This is a genomic window from Nesterenkonia halotolerans, assembly GCF_014874065.1.
Taxonomy (GTDB): domain Bacteria; phylum Actinomycetota; class Actinomycetes; order Actinomycetales; family Micrococcaceae; genus Nesterenkonia; species Nesterenkonia halotolerans.
Window position 1 is genome coordinate 461,187 of record NZ_JADBEE010000001.1, and the last position, 24,706, is coordinate 485,892.

The 24,706-nt window shown below is 65.9% G+C and carries 29 protein-coding genes and 1 tRNA gene; 17 read left to right on the forward strand and 13 right to left on the reverse strand.

Features of this window, described 5'->3' with window-relative positions:
- Window positions 1–4: 4 nt before the first annotated feature.
- Complete coding sequence (locus H4W26_RS02065; protein WP_192590516.1) at window positions 5–433, reverse strand: VOC family protein; 429 nt, start codon at window positions 431–433, stop codon at window positions 5–7.
- A gap of 16 nt (window positions 434–449) precedes the next feature.
- Window positions 450–605: a hypothetical protein gene (locus H4W26_RS02070; RefSeq protein WP_192590517.1), complete on the reverse strand. Its 156-nt coding sequence runs from the start codon at window positions 603–605 to the stop codon at window positions 450–452.
- 140 nt (window positions 606–745) lie between these two features.
- Between H4W26_RS02070 and H4W26_RS02075 the strand changes: the two genes are divergently transcribed.
- Window positions 746–1,789, forward strand: a complete 1,044-nt coding sequence (locus H4W26_RS02075; protein WP_192590518.1) for an LLM class flavin-dependent oxidoreductase — start codon at window positions 746–748, stop codon at window positions 1,787–1,789.
- 51 nt (window positions 1,790–1,840) lie between these two features.
- Window positions 1,841–2,521, forward strand: coding sequence for a type 1 glutamine amidotransferase domain-containing protein (locus tag H4W26_RS02080; RefSeq protein ID WP_192590519.1), 681 nt, complete (start codon window positions 1,841–1,843; stop codon window positions 2,519–2,521).
- 104 nt (window positions 2,522–2,625) lie between these two features.
- On the opposite strand, the gene H4W26_RS02085 is transcribed toward H4W26_RS02080, so the two are convergent.
- The gene (locus H4W26_RS02085; RefSeq protein ID WP_192590520.1) at window positions 2,626–3,564 is read right to left on the reverse strand and encodes an SDR family oxidoreductase; all 939 of its coding nucleotides are present in this window, start codon (window positions 3,562–3,564) and stop codon (window positions 2,626–2,628) included.
- A gap of 149 nt (window positions 3,565–3,713) precedes the next feature.
- On the opposite strand from H4W26_RS02085, the gene H4W26_RS02090 reads away from it, so the two are divergent.
- The gene (locus H4W26_RS02090; protein WP_192590521.1) at window positions 3,714–4,544 is read left to right on the forward strand and encodes a helix-turn-helix transcriptional regulator; all 831 of its coding nucleotides are present in this window, start codon (window positions 3,714–3,716) and stop codon (window positions 4,542–4,544) included.
- Window positions 4,545–4,590: 46 nt separating this feature from the next.
- Here H4W26_RS02090 and H4W26_RS02095 read toward each other — a convergent pair whose 3' ends face one another.
- Window positions 4,591–7,707, reverse strand: coding sequence for a bifunctional [glutamine synthetase] adenylyltransferase/[glutamine synthetase]-adenylyl-L-tyrosine phosphorylase (locus H4W26_RS02095; protein ID WP_192590522.1), 3,117 nt, complete (start codon window positions 7,705–7,707; stop codon window positions 4,591–4,593).
- Between the two features lie 2 nt (window positions 7,708–7,709).
- Window positions 7,710–9,050, reverse strand: coding sequence for a type I glutamate--ammonia ligase (glnA, locus tag H4W26_RS02100; protein WP_192590523.1), 1,341 nt, complete (start codon window positions 9,048–9,050; stop codon window positions 7,710–7,712).
- Between the two features lie 103 nt (window positions 9,051–9,153).
- Here glnA and panB point away from each other — a divergent pair, with 103 nt between their 5' ends.
- A complete protein-coding gene (panB, locus tag H4W26_RS02105; RefSeq protein WP_192590524.1) occupies window positions 9,154–9,972 on the forward strand; it encodes a 3-methyl-2-oxobutanoate hydroxymethyltransferase in 819 nt (272 codons plus the stop codon).
- Window positions 9,973–10,048: 76 nt separating this feature from the next.
- Here the strand turns inward: panB and H4W26_RS02110 are convergent, their stop codons facing one another.
- Both H4W26_RS02110 and H4W26_RS02115 read right to left on the reverse strand, forming a co-directional pair.
- The gene (locus tag H4W26_RS02110; RefSeq protein ID WP_192590525.1) at window positions 10,049–10,258 is read right to left on the reverse strand and encodes an SPOR domain-containing protein; all 210 of its coding nucleotides are present in this window, start codon (window positions 10,256–10,258) and stop codon (window positions 10,049–10,051) included.
- An 85-nt stretch (window positions 10,259–10,343) separates the two neighbouring features.
- Complete coding sequence (locus H4W26_RS02115) at window positions 10,344–11,135, reverse strand: NAD-dependent epimerase/dehydratase family protein (protein WP_192590526.1); 792 nt, start codon at window positions 11,133–11,135, stop codon at window positions 10,344–10,346.
- Between the two features lie 58 nt (window positions 11,136–11,193).
- On the opposite strand from H4W26_RS02115, the gene H4W26_RS02120 reads away from it, so the two are divergent.
- The 5 genes from H4W26_RS02120 to H4W26_RS02140 all read left to right on the forward strand — a co-directional run bounded on the left by H4W26_RS02120 (window position 11,194) and on the right by H4W26_RS02140 (window position 14,867).
- Complete coding sequence (locus H4W26_RS02120) at window positions 11,194–12,441, forward strand: MFS transporter (RefSeq protein WP_192590527.1); 1,248 nt, start codon at window positions 11,194–11,196, stop codon at window positions 12,439–12,441.
- A gap of 17 nt (window positions 12,442–12,458) precedes the next feature.
- Entirely contained in the window at window positions 12,459–13,361 is a 903-nt protein-coding gene (gene map, locus H4W26_RS02125; protein ID WP_192590528.1) for a type I methionyl aminopeptidase, read from the forward strand.
- Window positions 13,362–13,403: 42 nt separating this feature from the next.
- The gene (gene ppgK / locus H4W26_RS02130) at window positions 13,404–14,267 is read left to right on the forward strand and encodes a polyphosphate--glucose phosphotransferase (protein ID WP_192590529.1); all 864 of its coding nucleotides are present in this window, start codon (window positions 13,404–13,406) and stop codon (window positions 14,265–14,267) included.
- Window positions 14,268–14,334: 67 nt separating this feature from the next.
- Window positions 14,335–14,410, forward strand: a tRNA-Val gene (locus H4W26_RS02135).
- Window positions 14,411–14,477: 67 nt separating this feature from the next.
- Window positions 14,478–14,867 (forward strand): DoxX family protein, encoded by a 390-nt coding sequence (locus H4W26_RS02140; RefSeq protein ID WP_192590530.1) that lies wholly within the window; start codon window positions 14,478–14,480, stop codon window positions 14,865–14,867.
- 561 nt (window positions 14,868–15,428) lie between these two features.
- Here the strand turns inward: H4W26_RS02140 and H4W26_RS02145 are convergent.
- Window positions 15,429–15,710 carry a hypothetical protein gene (locus tag H4W26_RS02145; RefSeq protein ID WP_192590531.1) on the reverse strand — a complete coding sequence of 94 codons (282 nt, stop codon included), beginning with the start codon at window positions 15,708–15,710 and terminating at the stop codon, window positions 15,429–15,431.
- Between the two features lie 197 nt (window positions 15,711–15,907).
- Here H4W26_RS02145 and H4W26_RS02150 point away from each other — a divergent pair, with 197 nt between their 5' ends.
- Complete coding sequence (locus H4W26_RS02150; RefSeq protein ID WP_192590532.1) at window positions 15,908–16,381, forward strand: hypothetical protein; 474 nt, start codon at window positions 15,908–15,910, stop codon at window positions 16,379–16,381.
- Window positions 16,382–16,408: 27 nt separating this feature from the next.
- Here the strand turns inward: H4W26_RS02150 and H4W26_RS02155 are convergent, their stop codons facing one another.
- Together H4W26_RS02155 and H4W26_RS02160 are read right to left on the reverse strand one after the other, a co-directional pair.
- Window positions 16,409–16,912 (reverse strand): tetratricopeptide repeat protein, encoded by a 504-nt coding sequence (locus H4W26_RS02155; RefSeq protein WP_225939559.1) that lies wholly within the window; start codon window positions 16,910–16,912, stop codon window positions 16,409–16,411.
- Between the two features lie 69 nt (window positions 16,913–16,981).
- Window positions 16,982–17,485 carry a GNAT family N-acetyltransferase gene (locus H4W26_RS02160; RefSeq protein ID WP_192590534.1) on the reverse strand — a complete coding sequence of 168 codons (504 nt, stop codon included), beginning with the start codon at window positions 17,483–17,485 and terminating at the stop codon, window positions 16,982–16,984.
- Between the two features lie 327 nt (window positions 17,486–17,812).
- On the opposite strand from H4W26_RS02160, the gene H4W26_RS02165 reads away from it, so the two are divergent.
- Window positions 17,813–18,814 (forward strand): C40 family peptidase, encoded by a 1,002-nt coding sequence (locus tag H4W26_RS02165; RefSeq protein WP_192590535.1) that lies wholly within the window; start codon window positions 17,813–17,815, stop codon window positions 18,812–18,814.
- Window positions 18,815–19,004: 190 nt separating this feature from the next.
- Here H4W26_RS02165 and H4W26_RS02170 read toward each other — a convergent pair whose 3' ends face one another.
- Together H4W26_RS02170 and H4W26_RS02175 are read right to left on the reverse strand one after the other, a co-directional pair.
- Window positions 19,005–19,517: a CinA family protein gene (locus H4W26_RS02170; RefSeq protein ID WP_192590536.1), complete on the reverse strand. Its 513-nt coding sequence runs from the start codon at window positions 19,515–19,517 to the stop codon at window positions 19,005–19,007.
- Between the two features lie 18 nt (window positions 19,518–19,535).
- Complete coding sequence (locus H4W26_RS02175; RefSeq protein WP_192591963.1) at window positions 19,536–20,567, reverse strand: aldo/keto reductase; 1,032 nt, start codon at window positions 20,565–20,567, stop codon at window positions 19,536–19,538.
- Window positions 20,568–20,933: 366 nt separating this feature from the next.
- Between H4W26_RS02175 and H4W26_RS02180 the strand changes: the two genes are divergently transcribed.
- Genes H4W26_RS02180 through H4W26_RS02205 form a run of 6 tightly spaced genes read left to right on the forward strand, consistent with a single transcriptional unit; the run spans window position 20,934 to window position 23,903 of the window.
- Entirely contained in the window at window positions 20,934–21,218 is a 285-nt protein-coding gene (locus H4W26_RS02180; protein ID WP_192590537.1) for a DUF1540 domain-containing protein, read from the forward strand.
- A gap of 59 nt (window positions 21,219–21,277) precedes the next feature.
- Window positions 21,278–21,742 (forward strand): DUF2243 domain-containing protein, encoded by a 465-nt coding sequence (locus H4W26_RS02185; RefSeq protein WP_192590538.1) that lies wholly within the window; start codon window positions 21,278–21,280, stop codon window positions 21,740–21,742.
- Window positions 21,743–21,774: 32 nt separating this feature from the next.
- The gene (locus H4W26_RS02190) at window positions 21,775–22,623 is read left to right on the forward strand and encodes a cytochrome c oxidase assembly protein (protein WP_192590539.1); all 849 of its coding nucleotides are present in this window, start codon (window positions 21,775–21,777) and stop codon (window positions 22,621–22,623) included.
- Window positions 22,620–23,246, forward strand: a complete 627-nt coding sequence (locus tag H4W26_RS02195; RefSeq protein WP_192590540.1) for a class I SAM-dependent methyltransferase — start codon at window positions 22,620–22,622, stop codon at window positions 23,244–23,246. The genes H4W26_RS02190 and H4W26_RS02195 overlap by 4 nt, the downstream gene beginning before the upstream one ends.
- 45 nt (window positions 23,247–23,291) lie before the next feature.
- Window positions 23,292–23,555: a hypothetical protein gene (locus H4W26_RS02200; RefSeq protein ID WP_192590541.1), complete on the forward strand. Its 264-nt coding sequence runs from the start codon at window positions 23,292–23,294 to the stop codon at window positions 23,553–23,555.
- Window positions 23,556–23,903, forward strand: coding sequence for an SdpI family protein (locus H4W26_RS02205; protein WP_192590542.1), 348 nt, complete (start codon window positions 23,556–23,558; stop codon window positions 23,901–23,903). It begins immediately after the preceding gene.
- Here the strand turns inward: H4W26_RS02205 and map (H4W26_RS02210) are convergent.
- Window positions 23,892–24,686, reverse strand: a complete 795-nt coding sequence (map, locus tag H4W26_RS02210) for a type I methionyl aminopeptidase (protein ID WP_192590543.1) — start codon at window positions 24,684–24,686, stop codon at window positions 23,892–23,894. The two genes, H4W26_RS02205 and map (H4W26_RS02210), sit on opposite strands and share 12 nt — an antisense overlap.
- Between the last annotated feature and the right edge of the window lie 20 nt (window positions 24,687–24,706).

Consider the following 24,706-nt stretch of genomic DNA (forward strand, 5'->3'; position numbering starts at 1 on the left):
CCGACTACAGCGGTGCGGTCAGCTCCAGGTTGATGTTGTCGGGGTCTTGGAAGGAGAGGATGGCCAGTCCGGCGTCGTGCAGATCATTGATCTCACCGTGCTCGATCCCCGCTGCCGAGAGCGCCTCAGCCGCCTGCTGAAGCGCCTCGCGGGACTCCACGGAGAAGCTCACGTGGTCCAGACCTGTGGTGTCGGCGTCGAAGGACTGTTCCCCCACGGGACGAAGTCCGAACAGGGTGCCCTGCGGGGTCTGGTAGATCACGCCGCCGTAGAACTGTTCCTGAGACGTTCGCACCTCAGGGTCCTCGGCCTGATCAGACATGTCCACTGCGGCCGGCCAGCCGAAGACCTGGTCGTAGAACTTCTTGGACCTTTCGATGTCGGTCACGGTCAGTCGGACATGGGCTAAGCCATTGCTGGAGATGAGAGCCATGGGCTCACACTACCGGTTAACATCCAGTGGCGGAATGGAATGACCTGAGGTCACCGAGGAAGTCGGCAGCTCCCACGGAGCCGCAGTTGGACCAGATCATCGCTGCGTAGATGAGCACCGCCAGCGCGATGCTCACCACGATCAGGGCTGGGTAGAGTCTCTTGGTCGACATGCTTCAAGTTGAACATATCGAGTAGCTCTCCGTGCCCATTCAACGTGCTGATGAGTGATGATTCTGCGGGAGCCGTCGGTTCTGGGAAATTTCGCGGGCGCTGCGGAATGAGATCCAACCTCGACGATGTTGCAAGGGATATGTCAACAACCGCATCTACTCCGCTGTCCCTGCTGGACCTCGCCTTCGTCCGCCCACCAGAGACGATTGCAGACGGCATCGCTCGCAGCGTGCGCCTGGCGCAGACGGCAGATCAGCGCGGATACTCGCGCATCTGGTTCGCTGAGCACCACAACATGCCCAACATCGCCTCCAGCGCCACCGCGCTGCTGATCCAGCATGTGGCCTCGCAGACGGAGAACGTGCGAGTCGGCTCGGGAGGCATCATGCTCCCCAACCACGCGCCGCTGATGATCGCTGAACAGTTCGGCACCTTGGAGACGCTCTACCCGGGACGGATCGATCTGGGACTGGGCCGGGCGCCCGGCACCGACGGCCCCACCATGCGCGCGCTGCGCCGGGACGGCACCGAGGCCGACCGGTTCCAGTCCGATGTGATGGAGCTCAGCGGGTACCTCTCTGGATACAGCCGTATCCCGGGGGTGAACGCCTACCCGGGGTCGCGGACAGACGTGCCGCTCTACATCCTGGGCTCCTCGCTCTTCGGCGCGCAGCTGGCCGCGAAGCTCGGCCTGCCCTACGCCTTCGCCTCGCACTTCGCTCCGCAGATGCTCAACGAGGCTGCGTACACCTACCGGACACACTTCGACGCGGCCAATTCCCTCGCCGGGCCGAACGCGAAGCCGCACTTCATCGCGGCCGCGAATGTGATCGCTCACGACAACGCCGAGGTCGCTCAGGAGCAGAAGACCCAGGCGGAGAACGCCTGGATCAAGAACCACCTGGGACGCAACCGGCAGATCACCGACGACGACGTCCACATGCTCAGGGACCACCCCGCGGGCCGGCAGGTGCTCAGCATGCTCTCGCGCGCCGCCGTCGGCACGCAGAGCGAGGTCGTCGCCTGGCTGGACTCCTTCGCCGCAGAGGTCCAGGCCGATGAGCTCATGCTGGTGAATCTGGCGCCCGATGAGTCCGTCCAGCACCGGACCCTTGAGCTGCTCGCACCCAGCGCGGCCGAATCCCAGAAGAACTCCGCGCAGGACGCCTCTCAGGTGGCCTGAGTCCTGCTCGCCGGAGTTCAACCCAAGAACCCATACTTCAAGGAGAACCATATGAAGGTCCTGATCGTACTCACCTCTCACGACGAGCTCGGCGACACCGGCAAGAAGACCGGGTTCTGGCTCGAAGAGCTCGCCGCACCGTACTACCGGTTCAAGGATGCCAGGTATGAGATCACGCTTGCCTCCCCCAAGGGTGGCCAGCCGCCGTTGGATCCCGCAAGCAATGTGCCTGACTTCCAGACGGATGACACGCGCCGCTTTGAAGACGACGCCGAGGCAGGTGCCGCGCTGGCATCCACCGTCCGCCTGGAGACGGTCACCGAGGCCGATTACGACACGGTGTTCTACCCCGGTGGACATGGCCCGCTGTGGGACCTCGCCGAGGATCCCGCATCGATCCAGCTGATCGAAGCCACCCTGAGCGCGGGCAAGCCCGTCGCGCTGGTCTGCCACGCACCAGGCGTGCTGCGCCACACCACCAACGAGGAGGGCGCGCCGCTTGTCAAGGGCAAGCGGGTCACGGGCTTCACGAACACCGAGGAAGCCGGGGTCGACCTGGTCGACGTCGTGCCCTTCCTGGTAGAAGACGAGCTGACCAAGCTCGGCGGCGAGTACTCGAAGGGCGATGACTGGAGCTCCTACGTGGTCGCAGATGGTCTGCTGATCACCGGGCAGAACCCTCAGTCCTCCGCAGAGACTGCCGAGACACTGATCGCCAAGCTCACCTCCTGACCTACAGCTGAGCTGGCTCGACGGCCCCCGTGGTGGACACATCGTCCGCGACGGGGGCCGTTCCTTTGTCTCTCACGCCGGAATCCGGTCAAAGTGACATGTGCTCACGCCGCGGGGAATGAAACTCCCGCCAGTTCCTCGGACACCGTCCAGATCCGTGCGGCAGCATGTCGATCAGTCAGCGGCGCGTAGAGCTTCTGCAGCGCCGGTGCACCAGCCAGGCGCTGGAACCCATCTGGGCTCCAGAACTGTCCTCCCTGGGCGTCCTCGGCTGTGGCGGCCACCACCGCCGGCATGCCGGCGCTCTCAGCGGTACCTGTCACACCCATTCGGGAGAGCGCACGAATGAGGCGTCGCCCATGAGTCGGCTGAGCTCTCCCAAGTTCCGGGCGAGCAGCGAGCAATGACGTGGGGGCAATCCCAGGATGAGTGATGTTGCTGCTCAGACCCCAGCCCTCTGCTCTGCTGCGCCGATCCAGCTCGAGCGCGAACAACCCGAGGGCGATCTTGGACTGCTGGTAGGCCTTCATCCCGCTGTAGGAGCGCTCCCAGTTCAGGTCACTCCAGTTGATCTCCCCGCTGCGGGCGGCCACGCTCAGCTGCGTGCTCACTCGCGCGCGGCCGGCACTGAGCATCGGGAAGAGCTGAGCTGTGAGCGCGAAGTGGCCCAGGTGGTTGGTGCCGAACTGAAGCTCGAGGCCCTCTGCAGTCGTCGTCCGGGCGGGTGGAGTCATCACTCCCGCGTTGTTGATCAACATGTGGATGGGCGCTCCAGCGTCTCGCACCTTCTGCCCGAAAGCCGCGATCGACCCGAGCGAGGACAGATCCAGGTCTGCGAGCTCGACGCGGGACCTGGGGCTCTCCCGCCGGATCGCGGAGACGGCTGCCTCCCCCTTCTTTCGGTTGCGCACCGGCAGGACCACCTCTGCCCCCGCCGCGGCGATGCGCGCAGCGATCTGCAGACCCATGCCATCGCTGCCACCTGTGATGACGGCGCGACGACCGGACAGATCGGGAACAGCAGTCTCGGCTTTTCGGTTCATTTCTCACTCCTTGGTGTGTGATGGTCATAATCACTGTGGCGGTGTCGCAGAGAATCAGGCAGAGCTCGCTTATCCAGGGATGGACTATCCCTGGCACCAGATGCGGCGCGCCTGTAGAACTGAGGAGACCACGGACACAGGAGACTTCTATGGCATTGGACCGCAGCGGGTTGGCGCAGTTCCTGCGACGACGCCGGCAACTTCTGCAGCCTGAAGACGTCGGACTTCCCCGCGGAGAACGCCGAAGGACCGGCGGGTTGAGGCGTGAGGAGATAGCGAGCCTGTGTCACATGTCTACCGACTACTACACACGACTGGAACAGCAGCGAGCCACTCAGCCATCCGAACAGATGATCGCCTCGATCGCCCAGGGGTTTCACCTCTCCCTCGATGAACGGGACCACCTCTTCCGGCTCGCTGGACGCAACCCGCCGAGCCGCGGCCCGGGAAGCGCCCATATCAGCCCAGGTCTCCTGCGGATCCTTGACCGGCTCAATGACACCCCGGCCGAGATCGTCACCGAACTCGGGCAGACTCTGAAGCAGACCCCGCTCGGAGTCGCTCTCACTGGAAATCTGACCTCATTCACCGGTCCTGCGCGCAGCATCGGCTACCGCTGGTTCACCGACCCCGGTGCGCGTGAGCTCTACCGGTCCGAGGACCACCCATTCCTCACCCGACTCTGGGTCTCACATCTTCGTCAGGTGTCGACGCTCCGTGGTCCCCGCTCAGAGGCTGCGCAGCTGGTGAATCGGCTCTTCGACAGCAACAGGGAGTTCCGGGATACCTGGAACCGGCACGAAGTGGGGCTTCGTGCCTTCGAGGTCAAGCACTTCGTCCATCCACAGGTGGGGGCGCTGGAGTTGAACTGCCAGACCCTTCTCGATGGCAACCAGCCGCACATGCTTCTCGTCTACACGGCCACGCCAGGCAGCGAGAGCTACGAGAAGCTGCAGCTGCTATCGGTCCTCGGCGTCTGACCGCAGAAACATCATCGGAGCGAGCAATGGCTGGTCGCAGCTGACCTCAGGCCTCGTCGTAGAACAGTCGCTCGTAGACCTGGCGGCAGCGCCGAGTGGTGCGCAGATAATGCTCTTCGAACTCGGCGCTGCCGCCGGCTTCGAATCCGCACCACCGGGCGACGGCGTCCAGGTCCCGCCGGGCCGAGGGCAGCACGTCTGAGGTCTTGCCGCTCCAGACCGTGCTCGCCGAGCGCACCCGGGTGCACAGGGTCCACGCCTCGGTGAGCTGTTCCGCCTCTGACGGGCTGAGCAGCTCTTCGTCCACCAGCACATCCAGCGCGGTCAGCGTAGAAGTGGTGCGCAGCCTCGGTTTAGCATGGGCGTGCTCGAGCTGGAGGAGCTGCACCAGCCATTCCACGTCGCTGAGCCCTCCGCGGCCCAGCTTCACGTGGCGGGAGGGATCCGCTCCGCGGGGCAGCCGCTCGGACTCCACCCGCGCCTTGATCCGGCGGATCTCGCGGATCTGTGAGGCGCTGGGAGCGGAGCCGTAGCGGACCGCATCGGCCATCTCCATGAACTCCGCGAGGAGCCGATCATCTCCGGCGATCGGGCGTGCACGCAGCAGCGCCTGCCGCTCCCAGACGTCCATCCAGCGCCGGTAGTACTCGCCGTAGGAGTCCAGGGAGCGTGAGAGCGGCCCGTTCTTGCCCTCCGGGCGCAGGTCAGCGTCAAGCTTGAGCGGGAACTCGCCGCGGATCGCGGGCTTCAGCGGTTTCGAGAGCAGGGCGCTGACCCGCGCGGCGAGCTTCTGCGCCTGCACATCGGCCAGGGAGGCGTCCCCGCCTTCGGCCACGGTGTGCACGAACAGGGCGTCCATGTCCGAGCTGTATCCGATCTCGCGGCCGCCCTGACGTCCCATCGCGATGACCGCGAGGTCCGCGTGCCGGCCCTCGGCGTCCCAGATCTCGCGCTCGGCCACTCGCAGCGCGCCCAGGGTGGCGGCGCGGTCCACATCGGAGAGCGCCGTGCCCACGGCAGAGACGTCGAGCAGCCCGACCGCGTCGGCGATGGCCACGCGGAGGGTCTCGCGCTTGCGGACCAGCCGGGTCAGTCGCATCCCGGTCTCCAGGTCACCCTTGTGTCGGGTGATCTTGTTGCTGACCTCGCGCCATAGGGTCTCGAAGCTGCGCGGAGCCAGCGCCGCGTTGTCCCCGAGCCACTTGGTGGACTCAGGCGAGTGCTCCAGCATGTCGGAGATGAACTTGGACCCGGCCAGGATGAGTGAGAGCCGCTCGGCGGCCACAGACGAGTCCCGCAGCATGGTCAGGTACCAGGGGCTCTGGCCCAGGGACTCACTGAGCCGGCGGAAGGCGAGCAGTCCACCGTCGGGGTCCACGCCTTCACCGAACCAGCCCAGCATCATCGGCAGGATCCGACGCTGCAGCTTCGCCCGGCGGGTCAGCCCCGAGGTCAGCGCGGAGATGTGCCGCATGGCGCCGGCGGCGTCGTGGTAGCCCAGTGCCGAGAGTCGATCCTGGGCGGCCTTGGCGGTGAGCCGCACCTCGTCGTCGGAGAGCACGGCCGTGGTGGAGAGCAGCGGGCGGTAGAAGATCCGCTCGTGGAAGCTGGCCACCTCCCGGGCGATGTCACGCCACTGGTTCAGCACCTCATCCCCGGCCGGACGACGACGCCGGTTCGGCGGCCGCACGGCATGGGCCAGCGCGCGGATCTCATCGGACTTCACGGGCATCAGATGGGTCCGGCGCATATGGCTCATCTGGATCCGGTGCTCGAAGAGTCGCAGCATCCGGTAGCAGCGAGACATCGCGTCGCGATCGGACCGGGCCACGTACTCCCCGGCCTCAAGCATCTCGATGGCGGTCAGCGAGTCCCGCACCCGCAGGGACTCATCCACCCGGCCGTGGACCAGTTGCAGCAGCTGCACGGTGAACTCGATGTCGCGCAGGCCGCCTCGTCCGAGCTTGATCTCCCGGTCCACCTCGTCGGCGGGGATGTTGTCGAAGACCCGTCGGCGCATCCGCTGGACGTTCTCCACGAAGTTCTCCTGCGCGGAGGAGGTCCAGACCTGTGGCCAGATCGCCTCGATGTAGTCCTGACCCAGGCTGCGGCTGCCCGCGATGGGACGAGCCTTGAGCAGCGCCTGGAACTCCCAGCCGTGTGCCCAGCGCTTGTAGTACTCCAGATGGGACTCCAGCGTGCGGGAAAGGTCTCCCTCTCGACCCTCGGGACGCAGGTTCGCGTCCACCTCCCACAGGCCGGGTTCGGGGCCGCTGCCGTTGATGACCTTGGAGATGCCCGAGGCCATCGCGACGGCGGTGTTCCGGGCGGCGGCGGAGTCGATGTCCTCGGCGGCGCGGTGCACGAAGATCACGTCCACGTCGGAGATGTAGTTCAGCTCCCGCGCCCCGCACTTGCCCATGCCGATGACCGCGAGCTCCACCGTGGCAGCGGTGCGACCGTTGCGCACGGTGAGCTCCGCCCGGCTGACCGCCAGGGCGGCGTCGATGGCAGCGGCGGCGAGGTCGGCGAGCTGACGGGAGACCAGCGGCTGGTAGGCGGCGGGATCGGCCGCGCTGAGATCTGCCAGCGCCAGTGCGGTGAGCTCACGCCGGTAGGCCCTACGCAGTGCGACGCCAGCCTCCTTGGCGGTGAACTCCTCGGTCAGCTCCGCGGAGGGCGTCTCCGCTGCAGGGTAGGCATGGACGGACTCCAACAGCCGGGCGCGCAGCACCTCGGGTTCGGTGACCGCCGGGTCGGCGAGGGCCGCGGCGTCGTCGGGGGTGTGGTGGTGCTGGCGTTCGTCCCGGTCCGCCTCCAGGGTGTCGGCGATCTCAAAGACCAGATCGCAGTTCTCCGGACGGCGGACCAGGAACTCGCCGAGGGCCTCGGAGGCCCCGAGCAGCCGAATCAGCGGAACCGCCCGCAGGTAGACCCCGTCGGTGTCGTCGGTGAAGAGGTCACAGACGTCACCGGCACGCTCGACCAGGCGGATCAGCAGCAGCAGCGCCTGATCGGGGTTGGGCGCGTAGTGCAGGGTGCGCACCAGGACCGCGGCGTCCAGCCCGCTGAGATGTTCATCGGCGAGGAAGCCCGATGCCCGCTCGAGCTCCTGGAAGCCCGCGGCGATCAGGTCCCGGTGGGTCAGCGTGGAGGAGGCCACGATCAGATCAGGCCGAGATACCGCTTGATCTCGAACGGGGAGACGTTGACGCGGTAGTCGTCCCACTCCTGCTGCTTGTTGCGCAGGAAGTTCTCGAACACCTGCTCCCCCAGGATCTCGGCCATCAGCTCGGAATCCTCCATCTGGCGCAGCGCCTCATGCAGGGTGCCCGGAAGCGGCTTGATGCCCAGCGCCTTGCGCTCGGAGGTGGTCAGCGACCACACGTCCTCGCCCACCGGATCCATCAGCTCGTAGCCCTCGCGGATGCCCTTGAGCCCTGCGCCGAGGACTGCGGCGTAGCCGAGGTACGGGTTCGCACCGGAGTCGATCCCACGGAACTCGACGCGGGCGGAGCCGCCCTTGGTGGGCTTGTACAGCGGGACCCGGACCAGCGCGGAGCGGTTGTTGTGGCCCCAGGAGACGTGGGAGGGAGCTTCGCCGCCGCCCCAGAGACGCTTATAGGAGTTCACGAACTGGCTGGTGATCGCGGTGAACTCCGGCGCGTGGCGCAGGATGCCGGCGATGAACTGGCGCGCGGTGGTGGAGAGGTTGTACTCGGTGTTCGGGGCGAAGAACGCGTTGGTGTCGCCCTCGAAGAGCCCGAAGTGGGTGTGCATGCCTGAGCCCGGGTGCTCGGTGAAGGGCTTGGGCATGAAGCTGGCGTACTTGCCCTGGGTGATCGCGACCTCTTTGATCACCGTGCGGAAGGTCATGATGTTGTCTGCGGTGGTCAGCGCGTCGGCGTAGCGCAGGTCGATCTCGTTCTGACCGGGGCCGGCCTCGTGGTGGCTGAACTCCACGGAGATGCCCACGGCCTCGAGCATGTTGACCGTGTGGCGGCGGAAGTCCTGGCTGACGCTGCCTGTGACGTGGTCGAAGTACCCGGCGCGGTCCACCGGCACGGGGCTGCCATCGGCGTCGGTCTCATCGGACTCGAGCACGTAGAACTCGATCTCCGGATGGGTGTAGCAGGTGAAGCCCATCTCTCCGGCGACATCGAGCTGGCGGCGCAGCACGTTGCGCGGATCCCCGGCGGCGGGTTCCTGATCCGGTGTGAGGATGTCGCAGAACATCCGCGAGGTGGGTTCTTCCTCACCGCGCCAGGGCAGGATCTGGAAGGAGGAGGGGTCCGGCTTGAGCAGCATGTCGGATTCGAAGACGCGGGAGAGTCCCTCGATCGAGGAGCCGTCGAAGCCGAGGCCCTCGCTGAAGACCCCTTCGACCTCGGCCGGGGCCAGCGCCACGGATTTCAGGGAGCCCACCACATCGGTGAACCAGAGGCGCACGAAGCGGACGTCGCGCTCCTCGATGGTGCGCAGTACGAATTCCTGCTGTCGATCCATGCGGTGCAGCCTCCTGAAGTGCCGTGGGTGTCGCCGGGACCACTCTACCCAACTACTCCCGCTCGCACGGGTGAGTCCGCGCAGAGTTCGGTAGCCTGATCCCATGTCCGAGCAGATCAGCCCCAAGCGGGTACGCACCGTGCATCTTCAGCAGTTCAAGGATGCCGGTCAGAAATTCTCCATGTTGACCGCCTATGACGCGCAGATCGCCTCGATCTTCGACGAGTCTGGGATCGAGCTGCTGCTGGTGGGTGACTCTGCGGCGAACGTGATGATGGGGCACTCCTCCACGCTGCCGATCACCACCGAAGAGATGCTGGTCTTCACCAGGTCAGTGGTCAACGGCGCGAACCGCGCGCTGGTCGTGGCCGACCTGCCGTTCGGAAGCTATGAGTCCTCCCCCGCCCAGGCGGTGGCCACGGGTGTGCGGTTCATGAAGGAGGGCGGAGCGCAGGCGGTGAAGATCGAGGGCGGCGCGGCGATGGCCGAGCATGTCCGTGCGCTGGTCGCAGCCGGAATCCCGGTGATCGCGCATATCGGGTTCACCCCGCAGTCCGAGCATGCCCTGGGCGGCTACCGAGTGCAGGGACGCGGGGAGGCCGCGGAGGCGCTCAGCGCCGACGCGCTGGCGCTGGAGGCGGCGGGCGCGTTCTGCGTACTCATGGAGATGGTCCCGGCGGACCTGGCCACCGAGGTGGACGGCAAGCTGCGCGTGCCCACGATCGGAATCGGCGCCGGCAACGGCACCACGGGTCAGGTGCTGGTCTGGCAGGACATGCTGGGTCTGGGCACCGGGCGGGTGCCGAAGTTCGTCAAGCAGTACGCGAATCTCCGCGAGGTGGTCTCCCGCGCCGCGGGGCAGTACCGCAAGGACGTCAGCGAGGGCAACTTCCCCGCCGAGGAGCACAGCTTCACCAACTGAACCGGCGGCTCAGCGAGAACTGCCGCTGGTTCAGTGCTGACTCAGTACTGGTCCGCCGTCCTGATCCAGCGTTGACTCAGCTCTTAGGGGTGCGACCGTGGCCGCCGTCGTCGTCCCAGTGCTCGGAGGTCTCCTCATCCCAGGCCTCGTTGTTGGCCTCCACCCGCTTGAGTGCCTCGGCAGCCTCATCCCGGCTGGAGTAGGGACCCAGCAGGTGTTTCCAGGAGGACTGCGCACCCTCCTCGATCGCTCCGGTGCGCACGTTGAACCAGTATTCGGTACTCATGCACCCAGAATACGCCCCTGGTGTGCGACTCCACCCGGGGACCTGATCCGGTTCCTCACCGAGCGGGGCTCCGGGCAGCAGGCGTTCAGTGATTCATCCGATCAACTGAATATTCTTTGGCTGCAAAGGGGCCACCCTGTGGCAGGCTGCCAATCATCGGCTCGGCAGGGCCCCCATCGGTGGCATCGTCTTCGGGGATATAGCCGACGGCGACGCCAGCGTCCAGGTCCCACCAACGTTCGCTGTTCGCCGAGACGGCGTAGAAGACGGCAAAAGACTCGTTGGTCGTCATAGCCGCAAGGAACGCGCGCACCGCATCGGAGGGACTGAGCCAGGTCCGTTGCTCCCGCGGTGTGCCCGGCTGCTTCTCATAGCTGCCGATACGGACTGCCACGGTGCTGATGCCGAACTTGTCGGTATAGAGGCGACACAGGGCTTCGCCTGAGGCCTTGGATACACCGTAGAAGCCGTCCGGACGCGCCGGCATCTCCGACGAAACCATCGTCCCCATGGAGTACATGCCCGTCACGCGATTGCTGCTGGCGTAAACAACCCGGGGCACTCCTGAGCGGCGGGCCGCTTCGAGCACGTGATAGGTCCCCACGATGTTCACCGCTGCCAAGTCGTGGAAATCGGCTTCGTCCGGGATGCCCCCGAGGTGAATCACGCCGTCCGCACCCTCAAAGAGGTCTAGCAGCGCCTCGAAGTCCGAGAGATCGGCAGTCACGATCCGGTCGTACGGACCCACGGGCGAGGTCGGGCGGACGTCAGTGGATACCAACTCCACCTCCCGTTCGTGGAGCGCGGCACGCAAGGCCCCACCGATGTTTCCGGCAGCTCCTGTGACGACCCAGCGGCTCTTCACGATATGCGGCATGCCCACATCGTACGATCTTCTCCCGTCAGAGAAGCGGCGACGTGCCAGACTTCTGCTCATGCACGCAAGCTCCCCACCCGGCACGGAATCAATCACCTCACGACGACGACGCAGCGCGCCCTCCCTGCGACGCAGCCGGCTGGCGACCATGGCCGCCTTCGCCACCAACGGCGCCCTGCCGGCCTCGCTGCTCGCCCGGTACGCCGAGGTCAAGGACACGCTTGGGCTGAGCCCGGCGATCTTCGGTCTGGTGGTGGTCGGTTTCGGGCTGGGCGGGGCCCTGGCGCTGCATTTCCCCGGAGTCATCGCGCGCAGGATCGGCGTGGCCAGGACCGCCAGCTTCGGCAGCGTCTGGATGGGAGCCGCACTTACCCTGGCTGCGGCCGGGGTCGCGCTGGGCAGCCCCTGGGTGGTGGTGCTGGGTCTGCTGCTGACCGGCTTCGGCGATGCCAGCGTGGACGTGGCGCAGAATTCGCAGGGCCTGCGCGTCCAGGCGGCCTATCGCAGGTCTCTGCTGAACTCCATGCACGCCGGGTGGAGCATCGGCGCGGCGATCGGCGGCGGCGTGGGAACACTGGCGGCGGTGCTGGGTGTGCCGCTGCTGGCGCACATGGCGATCTGGGCGCTGTTCTGCGTTCTCGCGATGGCTCTCGCCGCGCGGGCATTCATGCCCGAGCCTGTGGTGGGAGACGAATCGGCCGACGCCCCGGCGCGACCCTCGGGCTGGTCCACGGCCAAGATCCTGCTCCCGCTGGCGCTGATCGCGCTGGCCGGGATCTCCGTGGAGGACATCGGCAACAACTGGTCCGCGGTGCTGCTCTCCACGGAGCGGGGCATGGACCCTGCCGCGGCCGGCGTCGGACTCAGCGTGCTGCTGGGTGCCCAGTTCATCGGGAGGATGCTCGGTGACCGGGTGATCGACCGGCTCGGTGAGCGCGCCTCGCTGATCGGCAGCCTGAGCGCCGTGATCCTCGGGCTGCTCGGGGCAGCCTGGGCCCCGGGGATCGGACTGACCCTGGTGAGCCTCGCCGTCGCGGGACTGGGCTGCGCGGTGACCGTACCGTTGGCCTTCGCCCGGGCCGATCGTGTCCCGGGGCTTCCGGACCACAGCGGAGTGACCTGGATCAGCTGGGCCATGCGCGCGGTGATGCTGAGCCTGTCCCCGGCGATCGGCGTGATGACCCAGGGCTCCTCCCTGCCGGTGGCGATCAGCGTGGTGGTGGCCATCGCCGTGCTGGCCCTGGTGCTGCAGCTGCGCCCACCTCGTGCTGCGGCTGATCCCACGCCGCAGCGCGGCCGCGGCTGACCGATAGGATGGCGCCCATGGCTACCCAGCAGTCCACTCCCCTGTCCTCCCATGCCCCGGTGGGCACCCTGACCAAGGGTGCCGTCTCCCCCGAGCGGGCGGTCCCGGCCCATATCGAGCGGCCCAACTACGTGGGCCTGGAGGCGCCGCCGGAGTACACCGGTGAGGACGTCTATGACGCCCCCACCGTGGAGCGGATCCGCCGCGCCGCCCAGCTCGCCGCCGACGCGATGGTCGCCACCTCGAAGCTGATCCGCCCCGGGGTCACCACCGAGGAGCTCGACGCCTACGCACACCAGTACCTGACCGATCGCGGCGCGTACCCCTCCTGCCTGTCCTACCGCGGGTTCCCCAAGGCCATCTGCACCTCGGTCAATGAGGTCATCTGCCACGGCATCCCGGACACCACCGTGCTCGCTGAGGGCGACATCGTGAACCTGGACATCACCGCGTACATCGACGGTGTCCACGGGGATCACAACCGCACGTTCTTCGTCGGCGCGGTTGATGAGGAGTCCCGCCTGCTGGTGGAGCGCACCGAGGAGGCGATGATGCGCGCCATCCGCGCGGTGAAGCCCGGACGGCCCATCAATGTGATCGGTCGCGCCATCGAGTCCTACGCGAAGCGTTTCGGCTATGGTGTGGTACGCGAGTTCATCGGCCACGGAGTGGGCAAGGCGTTTCACACCGGATTGGTGATCCCGCACTTCGATGCGGCACCGGACCACGCGCGCCTGATGGAACCGGGAATGGTGTTCACCATCGAACCGATGCTCACCCTGGGCACGCGCCACTGGGACATGTGGGAGGACGGCTGGACGGCCGTGACCCGCGACCGGAAGCGCACCGCGCAGTTCGAGCACACTCTGGTCGTCACCGATGACGGCGCCGAGATCCTCACGCTGCCTTCTGGCGACTGAGTCCGGTCCCCTCCCCCCACAGCACGGAGATACTGCACCACTATGAGCTCTTCTCACGAGCAGCCGCTGGCTGCCCAGGCCGTCGCCCCTGCCAGCGAGACCGTCTCTGATCTGCCCAAGCGGGCGATCGGCATCGACGTGGGCGGCACCGGGATCAAGGGCGGGATCGTCAACCTGCACAAGGGCACGCTGACCGGTGAACGCTTCCGCATCCCCACCCCGAAGCCGGCGACCCCGGAGGCGGTGGCCGAAGTCATCGGTCAGATCCTCGAGGAGCTGTTGGGCCGGGAGAAGTCTCCGGCGGAGTCCGAGCTTTCGGTGGGCGTGCTGTTCCCGGCGATCGTGGACAAGAACATCGTCCTGTCCGCGGCTAACATCGACGAGTCGTGGATCAACACCGACGCCGCCGCGCTGCTGAAGCATCTGCCCGGTCAGATCCACACCCTCAACGACGCCGACGGCGCGGGTCTTGCTGAGGCCCGGTACGGAGCGGGCAAGGGCCTGGAGGGGACGGTCATGACCATCACCCTGGGCACCGGCATAGGCTCGGCCCTGGTGCACGACGGCGTGCTGGTCCCCAACAGCGAGATGGGCCACCTGGAGTTCGAGGGCGAGGTGGCTGAGAAGAAGGCGTCTGCCGCCGCGCGCGAACGCACCGATATGCCCTGGGACGAGTACGGCAAGCTGTTGAACCGATTCCTGAAGCATGTGGAGCGGCTGCAGTCCCCCGAACTGTTCATCATCGGCGGCGGGATCTCCAAGCGCAGCGAGGACTTCCTGCCCCAGGTCAAAGACCTGCGCGCGAAGGTGGAGGTCGCGGCACTGCAGAACAACGCCGGGATCGTCGGAGCGGCGCTGTATGCGGCCGAACAGACCCAGCTGAACCAGTCCCGCGGACGGTCCTGATCCCGACCCGAGGGTTGCTACACTTCTTGCTGCGGCAGATCGCGCCCTGCGGGCGGGATCTGCGCCCGGGCCTTTAGCTCAGCTGGTAGAGCACCGCGTTTACACCGCGGTTGTCGTCGGTTCGATCCCGGCAGGGCCCACCATTTCGCTTCTAGAGTGAAAACCTCCTCCTCCAGCCTTCGCGGCCGATCCCGGCGTTACTGTGATGGCATGGCTTCCGTTATGCGCACCACCGGCCGAATCTTCCTCGGATCCGCCCTCACCTTTGCCGGGGTCTCGCACCTGGCTTGGGCCCGTGAAGAGTTTCGCGCCCAGGTTCCGAAGTCCCTGCCGCTGGATCCCGATACGACGGTCCTGGCCTCAGGGGTGGCCGAGATCGGGCTGGGAACCGCGCTTCTCTTCTCTTCCCAGCAGCACCGGCCCGTGGCGGGCAATGCGGCAGGACTCTTCTTCGCCGCTGTCTTCCCCGGCAACATCGCACAATATGTGCACAAGCGTGATGGGTTCGGGCTGGATACGGATCGCAAGCGTCTGGTGCGGCTGTTCTTCCAGCCCGCGCTGATCGGTCTGGCCGTCTGGTCGACGCGCCGCCCGTCCTGACCATTCCGCCGAGGGGAAGTCAGCATCCAGGGCCTTCGCCCGGGCACCAGCAGCTGCTCCCAGCGTTTCACCGTCACCAGGGGCGGCGTTCTTCTCCGACGTATGTGCAAATCCGCTCATGCTCTCCGTCGCCTGGCCGTTCTCGCAGCGTTGCCGGAGCCTTGACGGACTCGCTCGGGTAGAGGACTGTGACAAGTAGGCCTCAGCGACTCGTGGGTTGCATCAGCAGCTCCCTCAACGCCCTGGCGGCTACCAGAGGAGCACGCACATGGATGCATGTGACACCTGCGGCAATCCCAGCAGCACCCTGATGACCATCGCTCGCGAGGGAGTGATGCACACCTTCGACAGCTTCGAATGCGCGATCCACAGCATGGCACCTACCTGCCGAGAGTGCGGCTGCAGGATTCTTGGGCACGGCACCCATTTGGGAGGCTACCTCTACTGCTGCGACCACTGCGCCCCAGCAAGTTCGACTGGTCTGCGGATCGTCTCCTCCGAGGGGGACGACCGGCTGGAGAGCGAGGCCGCGTTCTCTTCGACAGCAGCTCCCGCGAGGCGCTAGTCGTCGTCTTCAGACCGCGTATCGAAACGTCGAATGACGCGGTGCTTCGACGAGACGGCCCGACCCTGGGCCTGAAACCGGGATCGGCTCCACTCCGACGTCGCCCCGCGCCCAGCTGAGGCCGCGAACTGGACTCCGACGCCAAGGTCTGCCACGAGGTCCTCTGCCACATGCTGAAGATAATCACGTTGAGTCGAAGTAGGCGTTCCGTAGTGGCGAATATGGGCGGCGATCATCTTCTCGAAGAAGCTGCGGTCTGCGGTGGGGTGCATGGGCATATCCAGAGTATGCGCCCTGCCGGTGACATGTCCGCAAGCCCCTCGGCAGAATGAGACACGTGAGACTCATGGCCCGTCCAGAGACAGCAGGGACTCGAGGAGAAGGGACTGACGCCGGAAGCGACGCACGACGCATCTCGCTGCACGAGCCATGGCCGAGCCGTTCTGCATCAGCACCCACGAAGAGGAGCCACGACATGATTCGCCTCATAGAACCGCCGGACAGGATTCGATGGACTGATCAGCTCTACGAAAGTCATCTGGGCGTCAAAGATCCAGACGACATCACCGGCCTGAGGTGGCGCGATGAGTATCGCTTCGTCATGAGCCAACCTCTGATGGAACTTGCTCTGCGGCGTGGTGTGCCCTGCAACAAGGGTCTGCTGCTCACCCGCATCTCGCTCATGCCGCTCGAGCGGTACCTGGCCTCACGTACCGCACACCTAAGGGCGCTGCGCTTTGACATCGACCAGGGTCCGCAATTTGTCAGAGGAGAGCGCTTCATCACCTCAACGAATCAGACGTTGTCGTCCGCGCTCGGAGCCCTAGAGGTGGTTCTCGGTCATCCCCGAGACAAGAGGATCGAAGAGCACTGGAGGGGTATCGGTGGGCAAGCCCTGACATCGGGAGGCAAGTCTGTGTCGCCGGCCCACACCGTGGGGGCCGGCTGACGCTCGCGCTGGGGGCACAAGCCGTTGCTAGCGGGACAGCGGCGTCGTCTGGCCCCGGATGGCGGTCGCATTCGCCGTGATCGCCGCCTTGTAGCGGTCGATGTCAGGCGTTTCGACGTGTGCCACGATCACGTCAAGCAGACTCGCAACGGATGCGTTGGGCTCTCCGGCGGCCTGGAGCGTGAGGGCTTCGAATACGCCCAGCGAAGGGGAATCTGGGAATGCCTCGCGGGCTGCCCGAAACACCTCGCGGGACCTCTCGTACTCACCCAGGTTCCTGAGTGTGGAGCCGTACTGAACGTAGCACCGCCGGAGAAGGTCTCCGTCGAGACCCTCAGCCAGGGCCTCTTCATAGAAGCTTCGGGCGGTCTCCCCGTGCCCTCCGGTGTCATACGCGCCACCGACCTCGTAGAGGGCCCGCGCATTCCTTGGATGGGAGTCGAGAATGCGGAGCAGCGCGTCAATAGTGGGTTGCATGTTGTCACGGTCGCGGGCGGCGAAGATCTGGTCGAGTTCCTCCTCCAAAGTCATAGCAACCAATCTGCCATGGCGCGGGCCGTTTCGCGTGTACGCCATGTTTCATCGGTCAATCGAACCACCTCAGTGAATCGAAACACTGAGCACGCGTCGCGGGAAGCTGCCGCCTCGGTCGTCGCCGACACGAGTCATACCGAGCTTCTCCGCCACTCGCTCGGAGGCGCGATTCTCTGGGTGCAGAATCGCAACGAGCGCGTCGGCGTCTGTAGAGGTCCGCGCGAATTCCAGGCACGCTCCGGCCGCCTCCGTGGCGTATCCGCGGCCCTGCAGCTCTGATCGGACGTGATATCCCACTTCGAGCCGAGGCACCCCGTTGACCTGCTGCCAGGTCAGGCCGCAGTCACCGACGAAGTCTCCGGCTTTCGTCTCGATGATCCACAGTCCGAAACCGTAGATAGCGTAGTTGTCTTGGTTCCATGAGATCCAGCGTGACGCTTCCTCGCGAGTCTTGGGCGCGGGGTAGTAGCGCATGACGACGGGGTCCCCGAGGAGAGAAGAGATCTCCTCAAGATCGGATTCGGCCATCTCTCGAAATCGAAGTCGCACAGTGGGTTTGGGCGTCGACATGACTTGACGGTACCCGTTAATTTCTCGCGTCTGCTTGGACCTCCTCCGGAGCATCACGGCCTCATACGTGACGTTCGTGACCATAACGTGACATTCGTTATCTATCTGTTATACCGTCGTAGTCGTGCTTGCGGCGGCTGTCCGATGTCGCAAGCTCCTCCGGCCAGATTTACTCCTGCCGCTGACCGGTGCCGTTCGAAAAACTACCGCTAGGCAGGGTGCGGGTTCGCTGTCACTCGTGACCTGAAGACTGTGGGCTTCCCGGCTCACACTTCACGAAGGCGGCCCCGCAACCTACAGGGAGAGGTTTCCACAATGACGCACAACATGACTTCCGTTCCACGCCGCGACCGGCGCCGCCAGGCCAAGCCTTCACTGGCTCAGGCCGTGGCAGTCAATGCCGGCACCATGGGACGAAGCGCCGTAGCCGCGATGGCAGCTTCGGGCCTGGTGATCACCTCTGGAGCCGCCGCCAACGCATCCACCACCGTCGAGACCCCCGAGATCACCACCCTCGAGGTCGCAGCAACTGGTCTCAGCGTGGAGCGCGCCAGCAACACCTCCTCCGTGGAGGTCACGTCATCGCGTGAGGTTGACCTCTCCTTCGACCGTCCCGTCGTCACCTCCACTCCCGCGCCGGAGCCCGAGCCGGAACCGGAGCCAGCCCCAGAACCTGAGACGGTCGTCGAGCAGGCCGCAGAAGTCGTGCCCGCCTCCCCGCAGGCCGAGCCGGACGCTCCCGCCGAGCCCGAAGCACCTGCTCAGCCCGCAGAGCAGCAGACGCCCGCTGAGCCGGCAGAGCAGGAGGCACCCTCCGAACCTGTCCAGCAGGAGCAGACTCAGGAAGCACCGCAGCAGCAGACACAGCAGGCCGACAACGGTCAGCGGCAGCAGGCTGAACGGTCTGAGAGCGGCGGGCAGTCGCAGGGGAACACCCAGGTCGCCTCCTCCGAGCCAGCACAGAGCGAGGCGCCAGCCTCCAACGGAGGCAACGGCTCGATCGTCGGGGCGGCGTATGCAGGCCTCGGCAATCCCTACTCCTTCGGTGGGACCAGCCCCAGCGGCTGGGACTGCTCCGGATTCATCAACTGGGCCTACGCCCAGGCCGGAGTGGACGTGCCCCGCAGCACCTACGCCATGATGAGCTCCATGCGGCAGGTCTCCTCCCCCTCACCGGGCGACATCGTCATCCAGAACGGTGGCAGCCACGCCGCCATCTACGTGGGCAATGGTCAGCTCATCGGCGCGAACAACCCCCGCGTGGGCACGGTGCAGTACTCCCTGGACTCCCCGTACTGGTCCAACACCATGTACCTCAGCGCGAACTGACGCCTCAGTTCCTGCTCATGGTGACACCACTCGTGGTTCACGAAGATGCGCACCGCTGAACGCCATGCTGCGCGGCGGAGCCTGGAGTCCGCTTCTGCGGACTTGCCCCAAGGCTTCGCCGCGCACGTGGCGTTTTTCGTGGCCGGGCAACCGAGGTTCCCAGGACAACGTCCACACCATGGACCAGAGCTCATTGCCCCTGGGGCGCCTCAGGAGATTGCTTGGCCAGGAGGGCTCGCAGCAATTGCAGGGAACGCAGCTGGGTCTGGGCCAGCACCTCCAGCGGCTCACCCGAGAAGTGGTGAAGCGCCGTCTGGACGACGCCGAATACGCTTGCAGCCATCCACGTCGTTCCCGGGGGCTGCCCCTCCTGCCCGTCAGGGCCTGCGGCACCACTGGCAGCTACTCCTGAATCCGCCCCGAACATGGACGTGACCCCCTCGACCATGCCGACCACAGCCTCCTCGGATATCACCGGGCCTTCAGGCACACCCAGGACTCGATGCTTGGCGTCCGACTGATAGGCCACCACTCCTCCGACGAACCAGTCACCGGACCCCCCGGCCGCAGCGAGTTGATTCGCAAGCTTCCCGCCGGTCAAAGATTCGGCCACAGCCACGGTCAAGCCTCGCTCCGCGAGGATCGCCCCTACAGCTGAAGCGACGTCGGAGGCTTCTGCCTCGATACTCTCGACGGTGCTCATACGTGTCCCTCCGTCTTCTCAGCGTCCGCCGCTCATCTTGCGGTGGCGCTGCTGAACACCGGCGGCACCGTAGGGGTAGTCCTCAGTCTCGGGCTCACTGGCGGCAGTCAGCCGATCCAGCTGCTCGGTGCTCAGGTCGAGTGAGTCCGCCCCCATGTTGTCCTGGAGCTGCTCGATCGTGCGGGCTCCAAGGATCACGGAGGTGACCGTCGGCTGGGCCTTGAGCCACGCCAGCGACACCTGCGAATGAGACGCACCATGCTCTTCGGCGACGGCGGAGACCGCGTCGATGACGCGCCATGTCCGTTCGTCGGAGTTGCGCTTCTCCCAGGCTTCCATGCCGCGCTTCGGGTTCTCTCCGAGGCGCGTCGAACCGGTGGGCGCCTCATCTCGGCGGTATTTTCCGCTCAGCCAGCCGCCTCCCAGGGGTGACCACGGCAGCAGGCCCAGTCCGGCGTCGAGGGCTGCGGGGACGATCTCCTGTTCGATTCCACGGACGAGGAGGTTGTACTGCGGCTGCAGGGTCACCGGGAGCGACCAGCCGTGCCGCTCCGCGATATGGACGGCCTTGGTGAGCTGCCACCCGGTGAAGTTGGAGAAGCCGTAGTATCCGATCTTTCCTGCCGTGACCGCATCATCGAGGAAGCGCAAGGTCTCATCCAGTGGGCTGATCGCGTCCCAGGCATGCAGCTGGTACAGGTCGATGTGGTCCAGGCCGAGGCGGCGCAGCGACGCATCGAGCGCATCACGCAGGTGCCGGCGCGAGGTCCCGAGATCGTTGGGACCCTGGCCCATCGGGAACCGCCCCTTCGTGGCGAGGACGATCTGCCGCGCCTCGGTCGGATGAGAGCCGAGCCACCGGCCGATGATCTCCTCGCTCGTGCCTTCGCTGTAGACATCGGCCGTGTCGATGAAATTGCCGCCGGCTGCGACGTAGGTGTCGATGAGCGCATGCGAAGTCGCCTCGTCGGCCTCCGCTCCGAAGGTCATCGTGCCCAGCGCCTGGGTAGAGACGATGGCGCCGCTTCGGCCCAGTGTTCGATAAGTCAGGTCAGCCTGAGTCATGTCACGTCCTTCGTGGGTAGTGCGTTGCGGTCATCGGATGGGGCAGCCGACGACGCTGAATGTGAGCCCGATCATTCAACCCCATACAGCTCTGACTGCAACAGTGTTTCCGTAGCAAGAACTGGCTACCAACTGGACGAAACCTGACCGCCTTCTTGCATGACCGGGACGGTTCGACGGTGGCAACAGGCCGAGGACGACGGCCCGGGGATTCAGACTCGACCTCGCGGCAGCTGCGTCGCGGAGCCCAATTAGGTCACACCACTGGCCCTTTTTGATCACCCCTTTCAGGTCTACGGTGGTGACATGGAGCAGCCCAACCGGGCGTCCACACCGAGGAGGATCCTTGTCATGAGCACACAAGTTTCGGAATGCAGCGTCGCACGCTGCTCCTTCAACGACCATTCCCACTGCAACGCGGCCGCCATCACGGTCGGTGGGGAAGAAGACCATGCAACCTGTGCCACCTTCATCGACATCGGCATCGACGGTGGACTGCCAAAGGTGCTCGCAGGGGTCGGGGCCTGCCAGCGCAGTGAGTGCGTCCACAACGATCACCTGATGTGCAATGCGCCCGAAGTCCGTGTCGGTCCGGGAGCCGACAATGCAGACTGCCTGACCTACACCCACGCGTGATGCGCTGCCACCAGCGGCACTCCGAACCAGGAGTGTTGACGCATCACTAGGCTGGCCTTGTGAGCAGACATTCCAAGGCCCAGTTCGACCGGCGTGTGCTGCTCTCCGGTGTGCTCTTCGGCTCAGGGATCGCAGCCTCGATGATCGATCTGTTCATCTTCCATCTGGCTCTGCAGTGGCACCACTTCTATGACCTCTCCACCACTGAAGTGGCCCTGACCGCCGACGGCTTCTTCCACGCCTTCGGCTGGTTCATCACCGTCTGGGGCCTCTTCCTGCTGGCGGATCTGCGCCGCCGCACCGCGATTCCCTGGAAGCGCTGGGCCGGTGCCGTCATCACCGGGGTGGGGTTCTTCCAGCTTCTGGACGGCGTGGTCAGCCATAAGGTGCTCGGCATCCACCAGATCCGTTACGGCGTGGACCTGCTGCTCTACGACGTGGTCTGGATCGGCAGCGCCGTGGTGCTGCTGCTGATCGGACTGCTCATGCTGCGCCGCACTCGTCATCACCCCGCCACGACCTGAGCGCCGTGAACATCTCCGTTCCCCTTCATCACATGGATCAGCACGACGGCGGCCACAGCGCGAACCCTGCCATGGCCGGTATGGACTGGGAAGTGCTCGACGTCGTCGTCGTGCTGCTGCTCGGTGTCGGTGCTCTGGTCTATGCCCTGGGTCTCTGGGCTGCCCGGGGCCGCAGTCCTTGGCCGCTCCGACGCACCCTCTTCTGGTATGTCGGAATCGGGTGCGTCGCTGCTGGGCTCCTGGGGCCGGTCGCCCAGGCGGCTCACACCAGCTTCACCGCGCACATGCTCGGTCACCTCCTGCTGGGGATGATCGCACCGCTGCTGATGGTGCTCGGCGCGCCGATCACGCTGGCGATGCGCGCCCTGCCCGCCGTCGCGGCCAGGAGGCTGAGCCGGCTCCTGCGCAGTGCCTGGATCAGGGGGCTCACTCACCCGGTGATTGCAGCGACACTGAATGCGGGTGGCCTCTGGCTGCTCTACACCACCGAGCTGTTCCACATGATGCATGCCTCCGCAGCGGTCTACGCCCTGGTGCACCTGCATCTCTTCGCCGCGGGCTACCTCCTCACCGCCTCGCTGATCGGGCCCGATCCTGATCCGCACCGTGCTTCGATGCCAGTGCGCTCCGCGGTGCTGGTGCTTTTCATCGCCGCGCATTCGATTCTGGCGAAGTGGCTTTTTGCCCATCCCCCGCAGGGGGTGGAGCCCGCTGACGGGCGTGCAGGGGCGCAGCTGATGTACTACGGCGGAGACGTTGTCGACGTCACGCTGATAGTTTTGCTGTTCGCTGGCTGGTATGCGGCCACACGCCCGCGGACATCGCGATCCCGCGGGTCAGCCCGTGCTGATGATCATGAGACGAGAGGGGCCCGAGCGTGACCGAGGCAAGCCCGAAGGACTTCTGGGAGAACCGCTATGCCGGCTCGGACCGAGTGTGGTCCGGCCGGGTCAATCCGACGATGAGCTCGCTGGTGACAGGTCTGTCGGCAGGCCGCGCGCTCGATCTGGGCTGCGGGGAGGGCGGCGATGTGTTGTGGCTGGCCCACCGCGGCTGGAAGGCCATCGGCGTCGACATCTCCGAGACCGCTGTCGCCCGGGCACAGTCCCACGCTGAGGCAGAGGACTTCGAGGAGGGCAGCGCCGAGTTCTTCGTCGGCACGCTGCCAGAGGAAATGCCCGCCGGCCCGTTCGACCTGATCACGGCTTCCTTCCTGCAGTCTCCCGTAGCGCTGGACCGACTCGAGATCCTCAGCGCAGCCGCCGAGCGCGTGTCGATCGGGGGCTGCCTGCTGGTGATCTCCCACGCGAGCGCCCCGCCGTGGTCCCAGCACCAGCACGGGCCCGATGAGATGCCCACCCTCGAAGGGGACCTGGAGGCGCTGCATCCACGTGTGGCCTGGGAGGTCGAGGTCGGTGAGCTGCGGGAGCGGCCCGCGGTGGGACCTGATGGTCAGGAGGCCACCCTGGAAGACCTGGTGATCCTTGCCAGGAGGTTGGAGTGACCAGCTAGTGTGGTGGCCACGTCGGACCGGACGGAGAGGGAAGATATGGGGAAGAAGACCAAGGACCTGCTCGTCGGAGCGGCGCTGGGGCTTCTCCTCGCCGTCGTCGTCGAGGTGGTGCGTTACCTCGTAGAGGGCGAGCGGTCCCTCACCGACATCGCCTGGAGCCTCTGGGTGGTGCCATTCGCCGCGTTCCTGTGGAGCGCACGCCGATCGGGTGAACCGAACGTGGTGCGCGGATCGCACGATCGTTCCCTGGCCGAGCGCCGGGAGGACCGGTCAGTGGAAGCAGAAACGGAACAGCGCTAGATGGCTGCGGTGATCATCCTTGGAGTCACCCTGAGCGCGGCCGGGCTGCTCACCAGCTGGCTCGGATTCACCTGTCGGGATGGGAAGCTTCCGATGAACGCGCTCGTCGGGATCCGGATCCCTTCCACCATGGTCGACGCTGAGACCTGGACACGGTCGCATCAGGCCGCGTGGCGCTGGATCGTCACTGCTGGTGCAGGACCGGTGATCTCTGGGGTCGCACTTCTGGTCCTCGGCCAGGACGGCATCGTCTGGGTCATGGCGGGCACGGTGTGGCTGCTGGTGTTCATCATCACGGCCTCAGTGGTGGCCTCACACGCGGCGCGGTCGATGTCTTCAGACGCCTGAACCGTCGCTGGAGCGCGTGGGCAGGGTGAGGATATCGGCGCCCTCCTCGGTGATGGCGATGGTGTGCTCGCTGTGCGCGGTCCGGCAGCCCGTTGCGCTCTTGAGCGTCCAACCGTCCTCCGCCGTGACGAGTTCATCGGTGTCGGCCATGACCCACGGTTCCAGCGCGAGCAGCAGCCCGGGCTGGAGCTTGTAGCCACGGCCCGGACGTCCGGTGTTTGCGATGTGAGGGTCCTGGTGCATCGTGGAGCCGAGACCGTGGCCGCCGAACTGAGTGTTGATCGGGTAACCGGCTTCGCTGAGCACGGCGCCGATCGCGTGCGAGAGGTCCCCGATCCTGGCTCCCGGCACCGCAGCGGCGATCCCCGCTGCCAAGGCGCGTTCGGTCGCGTCGATCATCGCGAGACTCTCCGGCTGCGCGGACTCCCCCACCAGGAAGCTGATCGCCGAATCCGCCACGACCCCGTTCAGCGAGACCGCGAGATCGAGGGTGAGCAGGTCGCCGTCGCCGAGGGCGTAGTCGTGGGGCCGGCCATGGAGCACGCCATCGTTGACGGAGGTGCAGATGTAGTGGCCGAACGGTCCGCGGCCGAAGGAGGGTTCGTAACCCACGTAGCAGGAGGTGGCTCTCACTTCGAGGATCATCTCTTTGGTCCACTGATCGATCTCCAGCAGGTTGGTCCCCACCGTGGCACGGCGCTTCATGGTCTGCAGGATGTCAGCGACCAATGTTCCGGTGGTCTGCGCCCGACCCAGGGCGGTGGCGTTCAGGATTTCGATCATGCGGGGCCTCTCTCGACGAG